The organism is Streptomyces odonnellii (assembly GCF_000981895.1).
In the GTDB taxonomy this organism is placed as follows: domain Bacteria; phylum Actinomycetota; class Actinomycetes; order Streptomycetales; family Streptomycetaceae; genus Streptomyces; species Streptomyces odonnellii.
This window is the reverse complement of record NZ_LATD01000084.1, coordinates 1-17,356: the sequence shown is the minus strand read 5'-3', so window position 1 is coordinate 17,356 and position 17,356 is coordinate 1. Positions and strand designations below refer to the sequence as shown.

15 protein-coding genes, 2 pseudogenes and 1 riboswitch are annotated in these 17,356 nt (G+C 70.9%); of the genes and pseudogenes, 10 read left to right on the top strand and 7 right to left on the bottom strand.

Annotated elements, in window-relative coordinates; all coding sequences use genetic code 11:
* Window positions 1-177, top strand: a pseudogene (locus WH07_RS09905) (ATP-binding protein); the annotation flags it as partial.
* Between the two features lie 126 nt (window positions 178-303).
* Window positions 304-516: a hypothetical protein gene (locus tag WH07_RS09900; RefSeq protein WP_232788799.1), complete on the top strand. Its 213-nt coding sequence runs from the start codon at window positions 304-306 to the stop codon at window positions 514-516.
* 116 nt (window positions 517-632) lie between these two features.
* Here WH07_RS09900 and WH07_RS09895 read toward each other — a convergent pair whose 3' ends face one another.
* The gene (locus WH07_RS09895; RefSeq protein ID WP_107073636.1) at window positions 633-2,852 is read right to left on the bottom strand and encodes an asparagine synthase-related protein; all 2,220 of its coding nucleotides are present in this window, start codon (window positions 2,850-2,852) and stop codon (window positions 633-635) included.
* A 651-nt stretch (window positions 2,853-3,503) separates the two neighbouring features.
* On the opposite strand from WH07_RS09895, the gene WH07_RS09890 reads away from it, so the two are divergent.
* From WH07_RS09890 to WH07_RS09880, 3 genes are all read left to right on the top strand, one after another.
* Window positions 3,504-4,985, top strand: coding sequence for a hypothetical protein (locus WH07_RS09890; RefSeq protein WP_046498131.1), 1,482 nt, complete (start codon window positions 3,504-3,506; stop codon window positions 4,983-4,985).
* Window positions 4,986-5,144: 159 nt separating this feature from the next.
* The gene (lhgO, locus tag WH07_RS09885; RefSeq protein ID WP_046498129.1) at window positions 5,145-6,362 is read left to right on the top strand and encodes an L-2-hydroxyglutarate oxidase; all 1,218 of its coding nucleotides are present in this window, start codon (window positions 5,145-5,147) and stop codon (window positions 6,360-6,362) included.
* A 295-nt stretch (window positions 6,363-6,657) separates the two neighbouring features.
* A complete protein-coding gene (locus WH07_RS09880; RefSeq protein ID WP_046498125.1) occupies window positions 6,658-7,239 on the top strand; it encodes an LOG family protein in 582 nt (193 codons plus the stop codon).
* A 148-nt stretch (window positions 7,240-7,387) separates the two neighbouring features.
* On the opposite strand, the gene WH07_RS09875 is transcribed toward WH07_RS09880, so the two are convergent.
* The 3 genes from WH07_RS09875 to WH07_RS09865 form a co-directional block, all read right to left on the bottom strand.
* Window positions 7,388-7,606 carry a DUF397 domain-containing protein gene (locus WH07_RS09875; RefSeq protein ID WP_046498122.1) on the bottom strand — a complete coding sequence of 73 codons (219 nt, stop codon included), beginning with the start codon at window positions 7,604-7,606 and terminating at the stop codon, window positions 7,388-7,390.
* A gap of 155 nt (window positions 7,607-7,761) precedes the next feature.
* Window positions 7,762-7,989, bottom strand: coding sequence for a DUF397 domain-containing protein (locus WH07_RS09870; RefSeq protein ID WP_046498119.1), 228 nt, complete (start codon window positions 7,987-7,989; stop codon window positions 7,762-7,764).
* A complete protein-coding gene (locus WH07_RS09865; RefSeq protein WP_046498115.1) occupies window positions 7,986-8,825 on the bottom strand; it encodes a helix-turn-helix domain-containing protein in 840 nt (279 codons plus the stop codon). The genes WH07_RS09870 and WH07_RS09865 overlap by 4 nt, the downstream gene beginning before the upstream one ends.
* A gap of 243 nt (window positions 8,826-9,068) precedes the next feature.
* Between WH07_RS09865 and WH07_RS09860 the strand changes: the two genes are divergently transcribed.
* The 5 genes and pseudogenes from WH07_RS09860 to WH07_RS09845 all read left to right on the top strand — a co-directional run bounded on the left by WH07_RS09860 (window position 9,069) and on the right by WH07_RS09845 (window position 13,344).
* Entirely contained in the window at window positions 9,069-9,473 is a 405-nt protein-coding gene (locus WH07_RS09860) for an ATP-binding protein (protein ID WP_232788798.1), read from the top strand.
* The gene (locus WH07_RS09855) at window positions 9,470-10,147 is read left to right on the top strand and encodes a hypothetical protein (protein ID WP_063775747.1); all 678 of its coding nucleotides are present in this window, start codon (window positions 9,470-9,472) and stop codon (window positions 10,145-10,147) included. The genes WH07_RS09860 and WH07_RS09855 overlap by 4 nt, the downstream gene beginning before the upstream one ends.
* Window positions 10,148-10,366: 219 nt before the next feature.
* A pseudogene (locus WH07_RS41940) lies at window positions 10,367-10,459 on the top strand (DUF6879 family protein); the annotation flags it as partial.
* 535 nt (window positions 10,460-10,994) lie between these two features.
* On the top strand, window positions 10,995-11,762 hold the full coding sequence (trmB, locus tag WH07_RS09850; RefSeq protein WP_046498146.1) for a tRNA (guanosine(46)-N7)-methyltransferase TrmB: 768 nt from the start codon (window positions 10,995-10,997) through the stop codon (window positions 11,760-11,762).
* Between the two features lie 226 nt (window positions 11,763-11,988).
* Window positions 11,989-13,344: a PrsW family intramembrane metalloprotease gene (locus tag WH07_RS09845; RefSeq protein WP_046498110.1), complete on the top strand. Its 1,356-nt coding sequence runs from the start codon at window positions 11,989-11,991 to the stop codon at window positions 13,342-13,344.
* Between the two features lie 75 nt (window positions 13,345-13,419).
* Here the strand turns inward: WH07_RS09845 and WH07_RS09840 are convergent, their stop codons facing one another.
* The 3 genes from WH07_RS09840 to WH07_RS09830 all read right to left on the bottom strand — a co-directional run bounded on the left by WH07_RS09840 (window position 13,420) and on the right by WH07_RS09830 (window position 17,186).
* Window positions 13,420-14,454, bottom strand: a complete 1,035-nt coding sequence (locus tag WH07_RS09840) for a M23 family metallopeptidase (protein ID WP_046498109.1) — start codon at window positions 14,452-14,454, stop codon at window positions 13,420-13,422.
* Between the two features lie 11 nt (window positions 14,455-14,465).
* Window positions 14,466-14,620: riboswitch (cyclic di-AMP (ydaO/yuaA leader) on the bottom strand.
* A gap of 395 nt (window positions 14,621-15,015) precedes the next feature.
* Window positions 15,016-16,149 carry a PP2C family protein-serine/threonine phosphatase gene (locus WH07_RS09835; protein WP_046498143.1) on the bottom strand — a complete coding sequence of 378 codons (1,134 nt, stop codon included), beginning with the start codon at window positions 16,147-16,149 and terminating at the stop codon, window positions 15,016-15,018.
* 290 nt (window positions 16,150-16,439) lie between these two features.
* Window positions 16,440-17,186, bottom strand: a complete 747-nt coding sequence (locus WH07_RS09830) for a MerR family transcriptional regulator (protein WP_046498106.1) — start codon at window positions 17,184-17,186, stop codon at window positions 16,440-16,442.
* Window positions 17,187-17,356 lie beyond the last annotated feature (170 nt).

Sequence of the window (17,356 nt, the reverse complement as noted above, 5' to 3'; positions counted from 1 at the left end):
CTCGTCGAGGTGGCTGTCGACGACCCCAGCTCGCAGGCGCCGCGCATGCGCGCCCCCGACCTGAACGGCGGTACCGGAGGCTTCGGCTGGGCCATGGTCAACCGCCTCGCCCGCGCCACCACGGTGACCCGCCGACCGCCCGGCGGCAAGACCGTAAGCGCCCTTCTCACCCGGTAGCGCCAAGACGGCGGCACCGACCGCACTCACCGCATTCCGGGACCCTGCCGATCGCCTTCGCCTGACAGTCGGATCACTTCTCACGGCGGCCGGCCCCCGGTCATCACCGACGACATGCTCCACACCGTGCTCCGACGCCGCGCCAACGGCGAGACCGTCGAGGACATCCAGCCCGACCTGCTCATCGCCACCGGCCGCCGCAAAGGACACAGCCCCAGCCTCTCCAGCATCTACCGGGCGCTGGCCGAGCACGAGAAGACCCAGGCGTACCCGGAGGCCGTCGAAACAGCGCACGCCGGCTTCGCCGCCCTCCAGCAGCGCGACCGCAGCCCCGTGTAGTTACTCAGCACTACACGCCACCTGGCCGTGGCTGTACGAGAACAGGGCCGGGAAGTGCCGGGGAGTGCCTGACGGCCCGGGAAGTGCCAGGCGTGCCGCGTTCCGACCGCCCGCCGCTACGGACGCAGCGTCGGTCTCGCGATTACTCCCCCTGCCACCGCCCGCTGGCGCGGGGCCGCCGTGCCCGTCCAGCAGGTGCCCCGGCGCGACAGCAGGCGCCGTAGCCACAGTTCCGTGGAGACCAGGTCGGCGAGGCCGTCCAGTGGTACGGGCTCGCCCTCCGCCGCCGCGCGGAGCGCCTTGCGTACGACCCGGGCCTCGATCAGGCCCGCGTCCGCCAGCAGCGGCGCGTCGAAAAGGCTGATCAGCTCGCCCACGGCGGTCCGCAGCCCCGCCCGGGTGGCCGCCGCCGAACTCGCCCGGGAGGTCGCCCCCCAGCCCTCCGGCAGGTCGTGGATACCGGCCCCGGCCAGGACGGTACGGAGGACCTCCGCGCGGGCGCCCGGCTGGACGCGCAGCGCCTCGGGCAGCTCGCGGCAGGCCCGTACCACCTGGTTGTCGAGGTACGGCGCGTGCAGCCGCTGGCTGCGGATCTCCGCGGCCTGCTCCAGGACCCGGTGGTCCGCCGCGTGCCGGGCCAGCGCCGCGCGGGCCCGCGCTTCGCCGGGCCGCTGGACGGACGTCGCCCTGGTCGCCGCGGCCGTCAGACGAACCGATACCTCCGCGAGCGCCTCCCCGGTCAGCCAGCGCGCGGCCGGCCCGGGCCGGGACCAGGTCAGGGCGGCCAGCGAGGCGCCCAGCGGCCCGTTCGCGGCGGCGGACAGCAGCGCCCTGTTGGCCTCGGGAAGCCGGGCCGCGGCCTCTTCGAGACCGGTGCGGTACGGCGTACGGGCCAGCCGGCGCGCCGCCCGGTACACGGTCAGCGGCACGAACAGCGAGGCCGGCGAAGGACCCTCGGCCCTGGCGAGCGCGGTCACCGGATGCAGCAGATGGCGCCGGCGCCGGTCCAGCAGCAGATCCGCGAGCCGTGCCGGATGCGCGTCCAGCACCTCGCGGGCACCGGCCCCGACGAAGTGGTCGGCGCTGCCCGCGGCCAGCCGCCGCCGGTGCCGCTCGGCGGTGACCAGCGAAGGACCGGGCTCGTCCGTGAGCGGTCCCTCCAGCTCGGCGTACGGCAGGGCCTCCTCGCCCGCCGCGACGACCACATGGTGCAGCCGGGGGTTGGCGGCGATGGTCCGCGCCCGCTCCAGCTCGGCCTCGTCGCGGCTGCCGGTCGCCAGATCGTTGAAGGTGACGGCGAGCAGCCGCTCCCCGGCCCCGGTGCCGTGCCCGAGGACCGTGCCCGGCGCGCCCGGCAGCCCGGCGGCGAGCAGCGCGAGGGTGCCGGACGCGCTGCCGCCGGAGAGATCGGCGCCGATGCCGGGGACGGGGCCGGACCCGCGCGCGGCGCGCCGGTCCGCGGGCCCCATGCCGGGGACGGGCCCCGGGTCGGGCGGCAGGGACTCGGGCGCGTGGCGCGGGGCCATGAGCCGTGCCCGTACGGCGTCGACGAGGGCGTCCCGTACGCCCTCCACCGCGCGCTCGGCGTCCCGCTGGGGTCCCGCGACGGCGAGGGAGGCGACCGGTTCGTAGCCGGTGATCTCGCGCGACCCCTCACGCAGCACCAGCGCGTGCCCGGGCGGGATGCGCTTGACGCCCACGTACGGGGTGGAGTCGCGCAGCGCCTCCGGCGTCTCGGGGCAGGCGAGGAGCGCGGCGAGGTGCCCGATGTCGAGCTGCGCCTCTATGAGGTCGGCGAGCGGCAGGGCGGCGGTGGCGTACGCGGTGCCGCCCGCCCAGGGTGTGTAGAAGACCGGCCGGGCCCCGGCCAGGTCGCCGACGACGGTGATCCGGCGCCCGATCTGGGCGACCGCCGTGTAACTGCCGGGCCAGGCGGTGAGATGGCGCAGCGCGCCGCCGCGGGCCGCGAACAGCCCGACCCGCAGTTCCTCGTCGCCGGCCCCGCAACAGCCCAGCACGGCAAGCCTGGTGAAGGGATCGACGGTGACGACGCGGACCTCGTCGGGCCGCCAGTCGCCCACGGCCCACAGCGGATCCGGGTCGCCCCACAGCAGTTGGGAGCCGACGGGGTGGACGCTGCGGCCCTCGTAGTCCTCGCCCACCGCCCCCGCGGACCCGGCGGCCCCGCCCGTACCGACAGAATCAGCCGCCACGGAGGACCCGAAGGACCCACCGGACCCCGCGGATCCGTTCGACGGAACCGGGCTCGTTCTCCGTACCGGTCCTCCCGTGCCGAAGCGCGCGGCGATACTGCTCCATCCCACCAACCAGCGCATCGCCGCCTCCACAGCCCGTGGACAAGTCGAACGGGCCCAAGAGCCCCCGGAGCAGGATCGGGAACCCGCTCCGAGCGGCCCGGAACCGAACCCGTCAACCAAACCCGTTCGGGAACATGCTGCCACGACAACAGCGCACAGGAGGGCCTACGGAAGCACGCGTGGGAAAGCGAACGCGCCCCTGGCATGGGCCGTTTGGCGCAGAACCGGTGCTTCACCGGGTGTTCGCCAGTGGTACGCCGACAGACGTGATTCAGCCAAACTCCGGGCCCGGTACGGCACTTCAGCACCGGCATACGCTCAGTCCGGGAGGCGTTTCCCGCCTCCCGGACTGATCCACCGCCCGCGGGGATTGGGGCGGCGGGATCCCCCAGCCCACTGGTTCCAGTACGCAGTGGGCCGACCCACGCAGGTCTCATGGAAGCGGTCCCGCCGTTCCGGGGCCAAGAGCGCACGGCCGGGCGCACGGCCACACACCCGGAGCACGGGCCACCGCCGGGGGACTTACGCTCAAGGCATGCCACGGACAACAATCCCGCCATACGGAAGTCCGCCCCTTAACGGTCGGGATGTGGCGAACTACGCTGGGTTTACGAATGCCGCGCGCCTATGCCGCGACGCGGCGGCCGTCTGTGTGTCGAGGGGTGACGCATGTCCAGGGAGCTACGCGGGCCGAACGAAAAGCTCGGCACCGTTCTCGCCCTCGCGGGAATCAGCAACGCCGGTCTCGCCCGTCGGGTCAACGACCTCGGGGCGCAGCGCGGCCTGACACTTCGCTATGACAAGACCTCCGTGGCGCGATGGGTGTCCAAGGGGATGGTCCCGCAGGGTGCGGCACCCCATCTCATCGCGGCCGCCATCGGAGCCAAACTGGGACGCCCTGTCCCCCTTCATGAGATCGGCCTCGCCGACGCGGATCCGGCCCCCGAGGTCGGGCTCGCCTTCCCGCGCGACGTGGGCGAGGCGGTGCGCGCGGCGACGGAGCTGTACCGGCTGGACCTGGCGGGCCGGCGCGCCGGCAGCGGGGGCATCTGGCAGTCCCTGGCCGGATCGTTCGCCGTCAGCGCGTACGCGACACCGGCCTCCAGGTGGCTGATAACACCCGCCGACCCCTCGGTCGCCCGGGATCCGGCGGTCGCGGAGGCGGCGCAGGGAGCGCACGGAACGAACGGTACGAGCAGCCCGGCGGCCGACCAGTCAGCCGAGGTCTCGCCGCTGCGGGTGGGCCACAGCGATGTGGCCAAGCTGCGGGAGGCGGCGTCCGACGCCCGGCGCTGGGACTCCAAGTACGGTGGCGGGGACTGGCGTTCGTCGATGGTGCCGGAGTGCCTGCGCGTCGACGCGGCACCCCTGCTCCTCGGCGCGTACAGCGACGAAGTGGGGCGCGGGCTCTTCGGGGCCACCGCCGAACTGACCCGGCTGGCCGGCTGGATGGCCTTTGACACCGGGCAGCAGGAAGCCGCGCAGCGCTACTACATCCAGGCGCTCCGGCTGGCGCGTGCCGCCGCCGATGTGCCCCTGGGCGGATATGTGCTGGCCTCCATGTCCCTCCAGGCGACCTATCGCGGGTTCGCGGACGAGGGCGTGGATCTGGCGCAGGCGGCACTGGAGCGCAATCGCGGCCTGGCCACCGCCCGTACGATGAGCTTCTTCCGGCTGGTGGAGGCGCGCGCGCACGCGAAGGCCGGCGACGCGGTGGCGGCGGGAGCCGCGCTCAAGGCCGCGGAGGGCTGGCTGGAGCGCTCGCGCGAGGGCGACGCCGATCCGTCCTGGCTGGGCTTCTACTCGTACGACAGGTTCGCCGCCGACGCGGCCGAGTGCTACCGGGACCTGAAGGCACCACGCCAGGTACGGCGCTTCACGGAGCAGGCGCTCTCCCGGCCGACGGAGGAGTTCGTACGCTCGCACGGCCTGCGCCTGGTCGTCAGCGCGGTCGCCGAACTGGAGTCGGGCAACCTGGACGCGGCATGCGCGGCCGGCGTACGGGCGGTGGAGGTGGCGGGCCGTATCTCCTCGGCGCGTACCACCGAGTACGTACGGGATCTGCTGCACCGGCTGGAGCCGTACGGGGACGAGCCCAGGGTCGCCGAGCTGCGGGAGCGCGCGCGCCCTCTGCTGGTGGCGCCCGCGTAGAGCCGGTGCTGTCCCGGCCCTGTGGCAGGGCCTGCCGACGGTGCGGTCGCAGGTGCGGTCGGCGGTCCTGCCGCAGGTGCTGTGGATCTTCACCGATCCGTGGTTTAAGCAGGTCGCCCGCGGGCCAGTGCACTATCGGGGTGGGAGGTGGCGCGCGCTATGAGCGGACGCGTGGGATTCGACTGCGATGTGCTGGTGATCGGCGGCGGGATCGTCGGCCTGTCGACGGCGTACGCGATCACGCGCGCCGCGCCGGGCACCCGCGTGGTGGTGCTGGAGAAGGAGCCGGGCCCCGGGTTGCACCAGACCGGCCACAACAGCGGAGTGATCCACAGCGGGGTCTACTACCGCCCGGGATCGCTCAAGGCGCGCTACGCCGTGCGCGGCTCCGCCGAGCTGGTCAAGTTCTGCGCCGAGTACGGCATCGCGCACGAGGTCACCGGGAAGCTGATCGTGGCGACCGGGCGGGACGAGCTGCCCCGGCTGCACGCCCTGGTCCAGCGCGGCAGGGAGAACGGCATTCCGGTACGGGAGCTGGGCCCCGCGCAGATCACGGAGTACGAGCCGCAGGTGCGGGGCCTCGCGGCGATCCAGGTCGGCACGACCGGGGTCTGCGACTTCCTCGCGGTCGCGGAGCAGCTCGCCGAGTCCGCGGGCGCGACCGGCGCTTCGGTGCGGTACGGAGCGGAGGTCACGGCGGTCGACCGGCGCCCCTGGGGGGTCGCGGTCCGCACGGCGGCCGGGGACATCGTCAGGTCGCGGGTCCTGGTGAACTGCGCGGGGCTCCAGTGCGACCAGGTGGCACGGCTGGCGGGCGACGAACCGGGGATGCGGATCGTGCCGTTCCGTGGCGAGTACTACGAGCTGGCCAGGCCGGGGCTGGTACGGGGGCTGGTCTATCCGGTGCCGGAACCGGCGTTCCCGTTCCTGGGGGTGCATCTGACCCGGGGCATCGACGGAACCGTCCACGTCGGCCCGAACGCGGTCCCGGCGCTGGCCCGCGAGGGCTACACCTGGAAGGCAGTGCGCCCCGCGGAGGTGGCCGGCACCCTGGGCTGGCCGGGCTCCTGGCGTACGGCACGCAAGCACTGGCGGTACGGGGCGGGCGAGCTGCACCGCTCGCTGTCCAAGCGGGCCTTCGCGACGGCCGTACGGAGGCTGCTCCCCGCGGTCACGGCGGCGGATCTGCGCCCGGCGGCGGCCGGGGTACGGGCCCAGGCGGTGCTGCGGGACGGGACGCTGGCCGACGACTTCCTGATACAGGAGCGGCCCCGTACGGTCCATGTCCTCAACGCGCCGTCACCGGCGGCGACGGCCTCGCTGCCGATCGGCCGGGAGGTGGCACGGCGGGCGCTGGCGATGCTGGGGGAGGCCTGAGGCGCGCGGATCAGGCGAGGAGGTCGGGCGTGGGCGGGGATGTACCCCGCATGCGCGGGGACTGCCCACAACGGTTCTCACCGCCCGCGACCTGTTCCGGAGCTGGGGGTTTATCCGGGTAGTGGGCTGGGTTCGCTTACATTCGGGGAAACCGGCACAGCTCACCCTCCTCCCCCTTGCGGGCAATTGGGGCAGCCGTCCCGCTTGGGTCGTCCCTCGCTGAAAACACTTTGGTCAGAGCTGTGGCACCCGTGGTAGACCCGAATGGTCCGCTCCCCCTGTTCCGGAGACCGTCATGCGCCGCCTCGCCGTCTTCCTCGCCTCGTCCAACGGATACGACCCCGCGCACACCGCGCTGGCAGCCGACGTCGGCGCTGAACTGGCTCGGCGCGGAATCGGTCTGGTCTACGGCGGTGGCCGCCGGGGGCTGATGGGGGTGGTGGCGGACAGCGCGCTGGAGGCCGGCGGCGAGGTCGTCGGCGTCATGCCGCGCAGCATGGTCGAGCGGGAGTGGGCTCACGAGGGGGTGACAGAGCTGGTCAGGTGCGACTCTATGCATGAGCGCAAGGCGATCATGGCCGAGTATTCCGACGCTTTCATCGCCCTGCCCGGTGGTCTCGGCACGCTGGAGGAGATCTTCGAGGTGTGGTCGTGGCGCCAGCTCGGCTTCCACACCAAGCCTGTGGGCTTCCTCGACGCGGGAGGCTTCTGGACGCCGCTGCTCGATGCCCTGCGCGGCCTGGTCGACTCCGGCTTCCTGCCCGCCCCCACCCTGGACGACCTTGCCGTCGCCCCTGACCTGCACGGTCTGCTGGAGTCCCTTGAGGAACGGCTGCGCAGCGCCCCGCAACCCGCGCACGGAGAGAGTCTGCGATAGCTCAGCCGCGCTCGACCAGGGGGCGACCGTACGACACGGCCAGGGCTACACCCTGCGCGTCACCGCGGTCGCGTGCGTATAGCGCTAGCGAAGAGCCCCGCCGATCCAAACGGAACGAAGGGCGGGACTCAGCGCCGAGGCGTGCGGGTCATGCGGTGGGCGTACGGCCGAACTCGCCTGCCCTGACGCCCGTTACGAACGAGGCGAACGAGGCGGCGGGGATGTTCAGAACCGGGCCGCTCGGGTTCTTGGAGTCACGGACGGGAACCACGCCACGCGAAGTGGCGAGGTTGGCGGCCACCTCGATGCAGGCGCCGCCGTTGGAGCTGTAGGAGGACTTGAACCAACGAGGGGACTCGGTCGTCACGGTGTGCCCTTTCGTACCTGGTCGATCAGGACCATGGATGCCACCTGGGAGAGCACTTCGGCTGAACCGCCGATTCTTGCGAGGGTAGCGAAGAGCCCCGCCGCTCCAAAGGGGTAACGCTTGAGGAAAGGCGGGGCTCAGCGGATGCGCGCAGATCACGCGTCGAAGGTACGGCCGAACTCGCCCGCCTTGACGCCCGCCACGAACGAAGCGAACGCACCGGCAGGAAGGTTCAGAACCGGACCACTCGGGTCCTTGGAGTCACGGACGGGAACCACGCCGGTAGCGGACGCGTACGCGGGGGCCCACTCGACGCAACTGCCGCCGTTGCCGCTGTAGGAGGATTTGACCCAACGGAGTTCGGTCGTGGTCGTGGTTGTCACGGGATGCCCTTTCGTACCTTATTGATCATGCCCACCGATGCCGCTTGCGATAGCGACACGGCCTGTAGTTGATGGTAAGCCGTCAACATGCCTCGAACGGATACGAGTTCGCGGTCCAGGTATCCCTGAGTCTCAGACTCCACATAGGAGACGACGGAGTAATCGGACAGGGTGAGCAGGTTGACCAGTCGGTTGAACGTCCTGTGCTCCCCGATCTCGTACGGGGTGATATGCAGCGCGGTGTTGGGGAGCCCGGCGAACTCGACCAACCGATCAAGCTGAGCGCCCATAACCCCGTGTCCGCCTACCTGTCTGTGGATGCAGCTCTCATCCATGACCACGAGCACCATGGGAGGACGGGCCCGTACCAGCGCGGCCTGCCGCTGGGCCAAGACCGAAGTTCGTTCATCTGCCTGTTCGCGCGTGATGGCACCCCGATGTACGGCGCTGTCCTCCAGCACCTGTGCGTACTCCGGGGTTTGAAGAAGCCCTGGAATGGTCCCGACCTCGAACACCCTGATCTCTACCGCTCTGGCCTCAAGTCCGACGTACTCAGGAAACCCTTCCAGCAGCGATCCATGCCGCATCTCACCCCACTCGCGCTCGAACGAGGCGGCAGTGCCGACAATCCCAAAGGCGAGATCGAGCTTGCGCGAGAGCGGCAGGGTCGGCGGTTTGCGAGCAGTTTCCAGGGCCGAAATATGCTGGCTGGAACATGACACGTGCCCGGCTAAGTCATGCTGATTCCAGCCACGTTCCTCCCGCAATTTACGCACACGGGCCCCAAACGCCGCTCGCGGACTGCTCTCGGGGTTCAACTCCTTGCGATTGACCATGGGGTGCCCAAGCCTTCCTTCGCTTCCGATTACTTGAAGGCGTCTCGACTCTACGCCACTCTGAGTGCCCCCGGTAGTCGTTTCGCTACGGAGAGGAGTGGGCCATGCCACCCAAGCGCACTCCATCCAAGTCCCGCAGCGGCTCACCGGAGTTGGCCGAGAGTGGAAAAGGGCAGATGGAGGCCGCGTGACATGTACGGGAAACCTACGTCGAACCCAACGAACCCAACCGACCGCCGCGTTGTGCTGCGGTGGAGCCGGGACCCGCGATGCGTCGCGCTCGCACGGCTCGAACTGCGCAAAGCCCTCGTCGACTGGGGGCTGTCGGAACTGGAGGACTCAGCCGTCCTGATCCTCTCCGAACTCCTCACCAACGCCTGGCTGCACGCCAAAGTGACCCCCGAACAGGTCATCGAGACCCGCTACTTCCGCAGCTCCGGAGCACTCCGCATCGAAGTCCACGACGGCACGCCGGACCGGCCCCAGCCCCGTACACCGGACTCGGAGGCGTCAGACGGACGCGGGCTCCTGCTGGTGGACGCACTGGCGGACGAATGGGGCGTAACCGACCGGAGCGGTCCGGGCAAGGTCGTATGGGCGTCCCTGACCGTGCCGGTCGTACGCCCGAGCGAAAGGGACTGCACATGACCACGCCGACGAACAAGCCAACAGCCAAGCCGCCGACCGTCCCGTACATCGCCTGCTGGTCCTCCGAACACCGCCCCCAGGGCACACTGATCGTCCGCAACGGCGGCATCGCGTACGCCGACGAAGGACCCTACGAACGCGACGACCTCGGCATCCTCTGGAAACGCATCGGCATCAGCCCCGGCAAAGGCCGCCCCGAATTCGGCAACGTCCACTTCCTGCGCCAGCGCCGCGCCATGCGCAAACTGCTGTGCCAGACCTGCGGCGGCCCCTCCGACCGTACCGATGACGGGACCCTGTGGGTCGTCGGCGAAGACGCCGACTACCCGGACCTGCACAAACCCGGCTACGTCACCACCCACCCACCACTCTGCGTACCCTGCGCCGTCACCTCGGTCGGGGCCTGTCCGCACTTACGCAAACACCACGTCGCGTTGCGCGTACGGACGTTCGTCGTGGCAGGCGTCCACGGCGTCCTCTACCAACCGAACGGACTGCGCCCAGTCATGTACGACGCAGGCGGCGTCGCCTACGAAAGCTGGCGGCTCCCCTGGGTCCTGGCAGGCCAACTGATCATGGAATTCCAGGAGTTCACGATCGTAGACCTGGCAGCGGAACACGCCGCCTACCTGAAACGCACCAAGGCCCGAGCCGGACTCTTCGACAAACGCTGAAGCGAGCGCCTCAGTAGACACAGAACTCCCGCCCCTGCCGGACTCGGCGGCGCGGCCGACAGCAGCATCCCGGCTCCCCCGCCGGCCGCGCTCGACTCGTCCCTCCGCCACAACAGGGAGGCTTGCCCAAATACCGTACCGGCACAGCAGTTACACCAGTACGCCGCAACGTGCGGCCAGCCCCCTCGGTTCGCTGGTGGTCCGACCGGACAGCAGCAGAACATCGCCGCCGGGGAAGACGTGCGCTGGCTCTCACGCCGCCGAGCGACGGTGGTCGCACTCCCCGGCAACGACTTCTGGCTGTTCGACTCCAGATCTCGTCATTGGGGTCGGAGGCGATCTCGCGAAGCAGCTCGCCCTCACGGCTGGTGCGGCGGGCGTCCCGGATATCGCGCTCGTGGGTGACAACGCGACGGCTGCGGCCTACCTCCAAGCCATCTTTCGCCCCGGTGACGTTGTTCTCGTGAAGGCGTCGGGGGGCGGCCAGCTTTGGCAGATCGCCCGAGCCCTGACCGGCCAACCCGTCACCCGCCTATGAGCTGTCTGCTTCCCGGCCAGGGAACGGCGGACGGTCGGACGTGACAGCCCGGGCGCGGCCCCGGGCCGTGCTTCGGCGAGGGACACTGGGAGGCGGGCGGGAACGGGCGACGGGCGCGGCGGGCGTCCCGTGGACCCTCCGTAGAATCGGTGCGTTGTGGCCGAGCGCGAGAAGACCGGGATGACTGAGATGGCCGAGGCGACCGAGTCTGTTGAGCGAGGTATGGCCGGAGGGACCGCCGGCGCCGGTGCGGCCAACGGCGCCGGCGGGACCAGCGGCGCCGGCGCGGCGGTCCGGGCCGGGGAGCGCATGATGAGCCGGATGTTCCCGGGCGGCACCGGACCCGCCGCCGACCCTGCGGGCTCCCACTTCGAGCGCCGTATCCGCAGCTTCCAGCCGCGCCGCAGCCGGGTGACCCCGGGCCAGGCCGACGCGCTGCGCCGGCTGTGGGCCGTCTGGGGCCTGGACATCGACGGGCGGCGGGTGCTCGATCCGGACGAGCTGTTCGGCGGGCTGCCGGTGGTCCTGGAGATCGGCTTCGGGATGGGCGAGGCGACCGCGCGGATGGCCGCCGACGACCCGGGCACCGGAATCCTCGCGGTCGACGTGCACACCCCCGGCCAGGGAAATCTCCTGCGGCTCGCGGAGGAGAAGGGACTGACCAATGTCCGGGTGGCCAACGGCGACGCGATCATCCTGCTCAGGGAGATGCTGCCGCCGGAGTCCCTGGACGGGCTGCGCGTCTATTTCCCGGACCCCTGGCCCAAGAAGCGGCACCACAAGCGGCGGCTGATCCAGCCGGAGTTCCTCACCCTGGCCGCGGGGCGGCTGAAGCCGGGGGCCGTGCTGCACTGCGCGACCGACTGGGAACCGTACGCCGAGCAGATGCTCGCGGAACTGACGGCCCACCCCGGCTTCGAGAACACCCAGCGGGACGGCGGATACGCGCCACGGCCCGCCTTCCGGCCGCTGACCCGGTTCGAGGGCCAGGGCCTCGACAAGGGCCATGTCGTCCACGACCTGCTGTTCCGCCGGGTACGACAGCTGCCGCCCGCGGAGCCCACGCAGCCCGCGTAACGGCGGTCGCCGAGGCCGCGGGACTCCCGCCGTACGCACTCCGTACGCACGGCCCGGACCGGCCCCGGGCCGCGGGGAGCCTCGCCGTACCGGACCGCCCGCACGCGCCCCGGGCCACAGGCAGTCCCGCCATACCAGAGCCCCGCACGCGCCCCCACCACCCGTAACCGCCGGTAGCCGCACAGGCACCGTCGCCGTTGTCAGTGGCGCTCGCTACTGTCATCGGGTGTCGGAACCCTCTCAGCAGCAGCGTCTCGAACCGGGTCCGGCGTTCCCCGTCCACGAGCCTCCGCAGCGGCCCGAAGGACCGGGGGCCGCCGGCCCCGAGCCTGCCCCCGGGCCGCCCGGGCGCTTTCGGCCGCGCCGCGCGTTCTGGCGCCGACGGGCGGTGCGCGCGGCGGCCGTGATCACGCTGCTCGCGCTCTGCGGTCTGGTGATCCTGGCACTAGTGCGGGACCAGACCGGCACGGAAGGCTTTCTGGTCGGACTCGGGCTCGCCGTACTGCCCGTACCGCTGCTGATGGCTGCGTTCCGCTGGCTGGACGGGGTCGATCCCGGCCCCTGGCGGAATCTGCTGTTCTCCTTCGCCTGGGGTGCCTTCGCGGCCGCGCTCGTCGCCATCATCGCCAACACCTTCGCGACCCAGTGGATAGCGACCGCCACCGCGGACCCGGCCGGCGCGCAGTCCCTCGGGGCGACGGTGATAGCCCCGGTCGTGGAGGAGAGCACCAAGGCCGCGGCGGTCCTGCTGCTGTTCCTGTTCCGCAGGAGGGAGTTCACCGGGCTGGTCGACGGGATCGTGTTCGCGGGCTTCGCCGCCACCGGCTTCGCCTTCACCGAGAACATCCTGTATCTGGGCAGCGCCTTCGGTGAGGACCGGAGCATGGGCAGCGCGGGCCTGGCCTCCGTCACGGCCGCGACCTTCTTCGTACGGGTGGTGCTGGCGCCGTTCGCGCACCCGCTCTTCACCGTGCTCACGGGCATCGGCTTCGGGCTGGCGGCGATGGCCCCGCGCCGCCGCCGAATACGCAGGTTCGTCCTGCCGCTGCTCGGGCTGGCGCTGGCGATGGGCATGCACGCGCTGTGGAACGGCTCGTCGTCGCTCTTCGGCCCGTACGGCTTCTACGCGGTGTACGGGCTGTTCATGGTCCCGGTCTTCGGTCTGGTGACCTGGCTGGCGATATGGAGCAGACAGCGCGCGCTGCGGACGGTCGCGGCCGAGCTGCCCGCGTACGCCGAGGCCGGCTGGCTGCCGCCGGCCGCGCCCCAGGCGCTCTCCTCGATGCGGGCGCGCACCGTGGCGCGCGATTTCGCACACCGTACGTCCGGACCGCGGGCGGCCAGAGCGGTGGTGGAGTACGAGGCGTCCGCGACGACCCTGGCGCTCCTGCGCCACCGTGCCCGCCGCGGCACGGCGGGACCGGACTTCGCGGGGCGCGAGCGTGAGCTGCTGGACCGGCTGTGGGCCCGTGGGGGTACGGCAGGGCCCGCTCTGACCTTCGCCGCGCGGGCCACCGGACGGGTGCGGGTACCGCCGCCGTACATCGATTACGACGGCTTCAACCCGTACCGCCAATACTGACCACCGCCAGTACTGACCGCCCTCATGGGTGAGGAGCGTCAGGACCGGTGCGTAGCGTCTCGGGGAGTCAGGGGGTCAGGCGGTCAGGCCCTTGTCGGCCAGCCAGCTCATCGGGTCGATGCCCGTGCCGTCCGGGGTGTGCACTTCGAGGTGCAGATGCGGCCCGGTCACATTGCCGGTCGCGCCGACCCGCCCGATTGTCTCGCCGGTGGTGACCTTCTGTCCGGCGCTGACGGTCATCGAGGACTGGTGGCAGAACCACAGCTCCGTACCGTCGTCCAGCTCCAGGATCGTGCGGTAGCCGTACGAGCCCGACCAGCCGGCCGAGGTGATCGTGCCGCTGTGCACGGCCTTGATCGGCGTGCCCGTCGGGGCGGCGAAGTCCAGGCCGGTGTGGTAGCCGGAGGACCACATGGAGCCGGACTGGCCGAAGGTGGAGGTGATCGTGTACGAGGAGGTCGGGAGGGCGAAGCTGGCGGCCAGCTTCGCGAGGCGCTCCGCCTCCGCCTTGGCCTTGGCTTCCGCCTCGGCCTTCTTTCTCGCCTCTTCGGCCTTCTTCTCGGCCTCGGTCTGCTGCTTCTTCGCCAGCGCCGCGGCCTGCTCGGCCGCCGCGCGCTCCGCGGCCGCCTTCTCGGCGGCGTCAGCCTCGTTCTGCTGCTGCTCGGCCTGCTGGAGGATCCGGGCCCGCAGGGCCTCGCCGGCGTCGGTGGCGCCCTGCTCGGCGTCCGCCGTCGTCATCCCGGCGGTGGTGAGGGGCGCGCTGGCCAGCGGGTCGGGCTCGGTGTCGTCGTCCCCGGCCAGCGACCCCATGCCCGGCAGGGAGCCGGCATCGGGGAAGTTGTCCGTGATGGCGTCCGGCAGGGATATGGAGACCGGGGGCTTGTCCTGTGCGGTGGCCATGCCGCCCGCGCCGACCGCGGCGATGACGCCGACGCCGAGGACCGTGGAGCTACGGGCGAAGCCGTTGCGCTGCTTGCCGACGCGGTGCCTGCCGCGTACCGGGCGTATGGATTCCTCGGTCGGGTTCCACTCGCCCCAGGCCCGCTCCGGCTGGTCGCCGAACGGGGTGGTTTCGAAGGGGGCGGTGGGGGCAGGCTGATTGGACGCCACTGAGGCGTACTCCTTTCCTTCCTTCTCGCCTACCGGGTTAGCTGACGGGTTCGGAGCAGGAAGGTCTCCTACGGGTGCTCTGAGCTGCGCGGAGCAGCAAAGAACTCCCGATTCACCCCAATTGGTGGTTCCCCGGTTCCCTTGCGGGATTCGGCGCGTGCGCACGGTGCCATCTCTTGCGACGGCTGGGACGACCGCGCTGCGTTATCGAACGTTAATAGAGACCAGGCCCTTATTCCAAGCCGTTCCGGGTGATCATTAACAACTTCGCATCGGACACACCAGGGCACATGCATACGCAATCGGGCGAGCTGACTGCCTTTCAGTGCACTTCGCATATCTGACGGACTGTCAAATGTTATGCGGAGTGGCACGCGCCGATCACGTACAGTCGCGACAGCCGTCACGGGGCCGTCGGCCGTCATAAAAACGGTTCCGGTCGGCTGTCCGGGCCTTGGCCACGGCCGGCCCTCACGACGAGCCCGTCACGGACATCCGTCACCGGCCCTGTCACGGTCGGCCGCCCACGGGCCCGGTCCCGGTCGCCCGTCGCGGGCCCGGTCACGGAACCAGCGGTATGGTCCTGCGTCGCTCCGGCTGCCCCTCCGTCGGCCGGTTGACCGCCAGCAGTGCCATGTCGTCCTGGCTCCCTGTGCCGCCCGTGTGCCGCCGTACGTCGTCGATCAGCGCTTGGAGCAGTTCGTCGGGCCCCTGGAAGATCCGCCCCTCGAGCCGCTCGCGCGGCAGGTAGAAGACTCCGTGCGCGTCGCGCGCCTCGGTGAGCCCGTCGGTGTAGAAGAGCAGCGTCGCCCCCGTCGGATAGGCGGCCTGCTCCGCCCGGTCCGGCCAGGCACCCAGATCGCTCATCCCGAGCGGCAGCGCCGGGTCCCGGGTCTCCAGCATGCATACGGCTCCGTCCTCACACATCAGCAGCGGATCGGGGTGGCCCCGGTTGACGAGCCGTACCATTCCCCCCTCGTGCGGGATCTCCGCGAGTACGGCCGTGGTGAACCCTTCGAAGGCGTCAAGACCGCCCCGCCGGGACCCGTCACGTTTGAGAGCGCGCTCCAGTCTCTGCGCGACCCCCTCCAGCGACGGTTCCTGCTCGGCGGCCTCCCGGAACGACCCGATGACCACCGCCACCGCTTCGACCGCCTCGAGCCCCTTCCCCCGTACGTCCCCGACCACCAGACGTACCCCGTACGGCGTGTCCTGTACGGCGAAGAGGTCGCCGCCGATGAACGCGCCCTCCTGCGCCGCCTCGTACCGCGCGGCGATACGGAGTCCCCCGATCCGCTCCGCGGGTCTCGGCAGCACCGCCCGCTGGGCGGTCTCGGCGATGATGCGGGCGGAGGCGAGCCGCTGACCGCTGCGGCGCAGCACCCCGCTGATGTACATCGCGAGGAGCGAGACGACCAGCACGGTCAGCACTTCGCTGAGGGACTCCAGCGACATGAGCGTGTTGGCGTAGAGATGCACCGCCAGTTCGGCGAGGAGTGAGGCGACGGCGACCAGCAGCGTGCCGATCATCGGGTAGAACGGGGCGGCGACCAGCGGGGCGGCCGCGTAGAGCGGGCCGGCCGTGACCCGTGTCGGGGTCACGAAGTCGAAGACCACGCCGACCACGATCACGAGCACCGGGAGAAAACGGACCAGCCGCCGCCCGGTACGGACCCGGCTGCTGGGAATCGGCATCCCGTCGCCCGACACGGGACCGGCGATGTCGTCGGCACGCCGGCCACCGCTGCTCAGCGGCTCCGTGAGCTTCCTCAGCTTCCCCACCAGTGGTCACCTGCCTAGGGCTACGGACGGTACCGCGCCCCACCCAGGCTGTCCGCTGCCACGTCCGGGGGCGACTCGCCGTCGGCCGAGTGGGCTAGGCAGCCGGTCGGACCGGCCCGCCTTCCAGCAGGTCAGACGGCCAGTCGGGGATCCGGCCGGTCGTTCGTTCGGCCGGCCGGTCCGTGAATCGGCCGGTCGTTCAGTCAGTCGGTCAGGTGGCGCTCGGCGTACACCTTCATGGCGTCTCGTACGAGCACTGCTGTCCCTTTACGGTACTTGTCATATGCGGCTGTGAAACGTTCGTCATCCACATACATGGCCGAGACCCCGATGACATACGACTTGGTGACCTCGACCGTCACCGAGAGCCATGCGCAGTGACGCCGTGCGATGTCCTGCGCCTCGTCGCTGTCGGGCGCGAGTCCCGCCTCCTTGGCCCGTCCCCAGTCGCGGGCGATGGTCTCGTGCCGGTCCTGGAACTCCTTCTGCTCCTGTTCGCTCAGCGAGCGCCACCAGCGGTCGCCCTTCTCGTACGCCTCCCGGCCCCATCGCTCGGTGACCTCCTGCTCGTACCGTGTGTGGTCGAAGCCGTCGAGCACTTCCTCAGCCATGAGTTCCTCTCCTGTCCCGGTCTTGTGGAGAGTGGTCCGCACCGACGCGATCAGCCGCTCGATGCGCTCGCGCTCCCGCTCCAGCAGCCCGAGGTGGGCGCGCAGGGCGGCGGCCGTGTCCTGCTGGCCGTCGAGGACCCTGGCGATCGCGGGCAGACCGAGGCCCAGCTCCCGGAGGAGCAGAATCCGCTGAAGCCTGACCAGGGCGTCCTGGTCGTAGTAGCGGTAGCCGTTGCTGCCGGTCCGGCTGGGCGTCAGCAGCCCCAGGTCGCCGTAGTGCCTGAGGGTGCGGCTGGTGGTCCCGGCCATTTTCGCGATCTCCTGGATCGACCACTCCATGACTTCGACGGTAGAAGTTGACGCGACGTAAAGGTCAAGCCCTGTGGGGAGCGGCACACGACGACGGTGGGGGAGCACACGGCGAAGGCCCGGATCCACTTGGAATCCGGGCCTTCAGCTCTCTTCAGTAGCGGGGACAGGATTTGAACCTGCGACCTCTGGGTTATGAG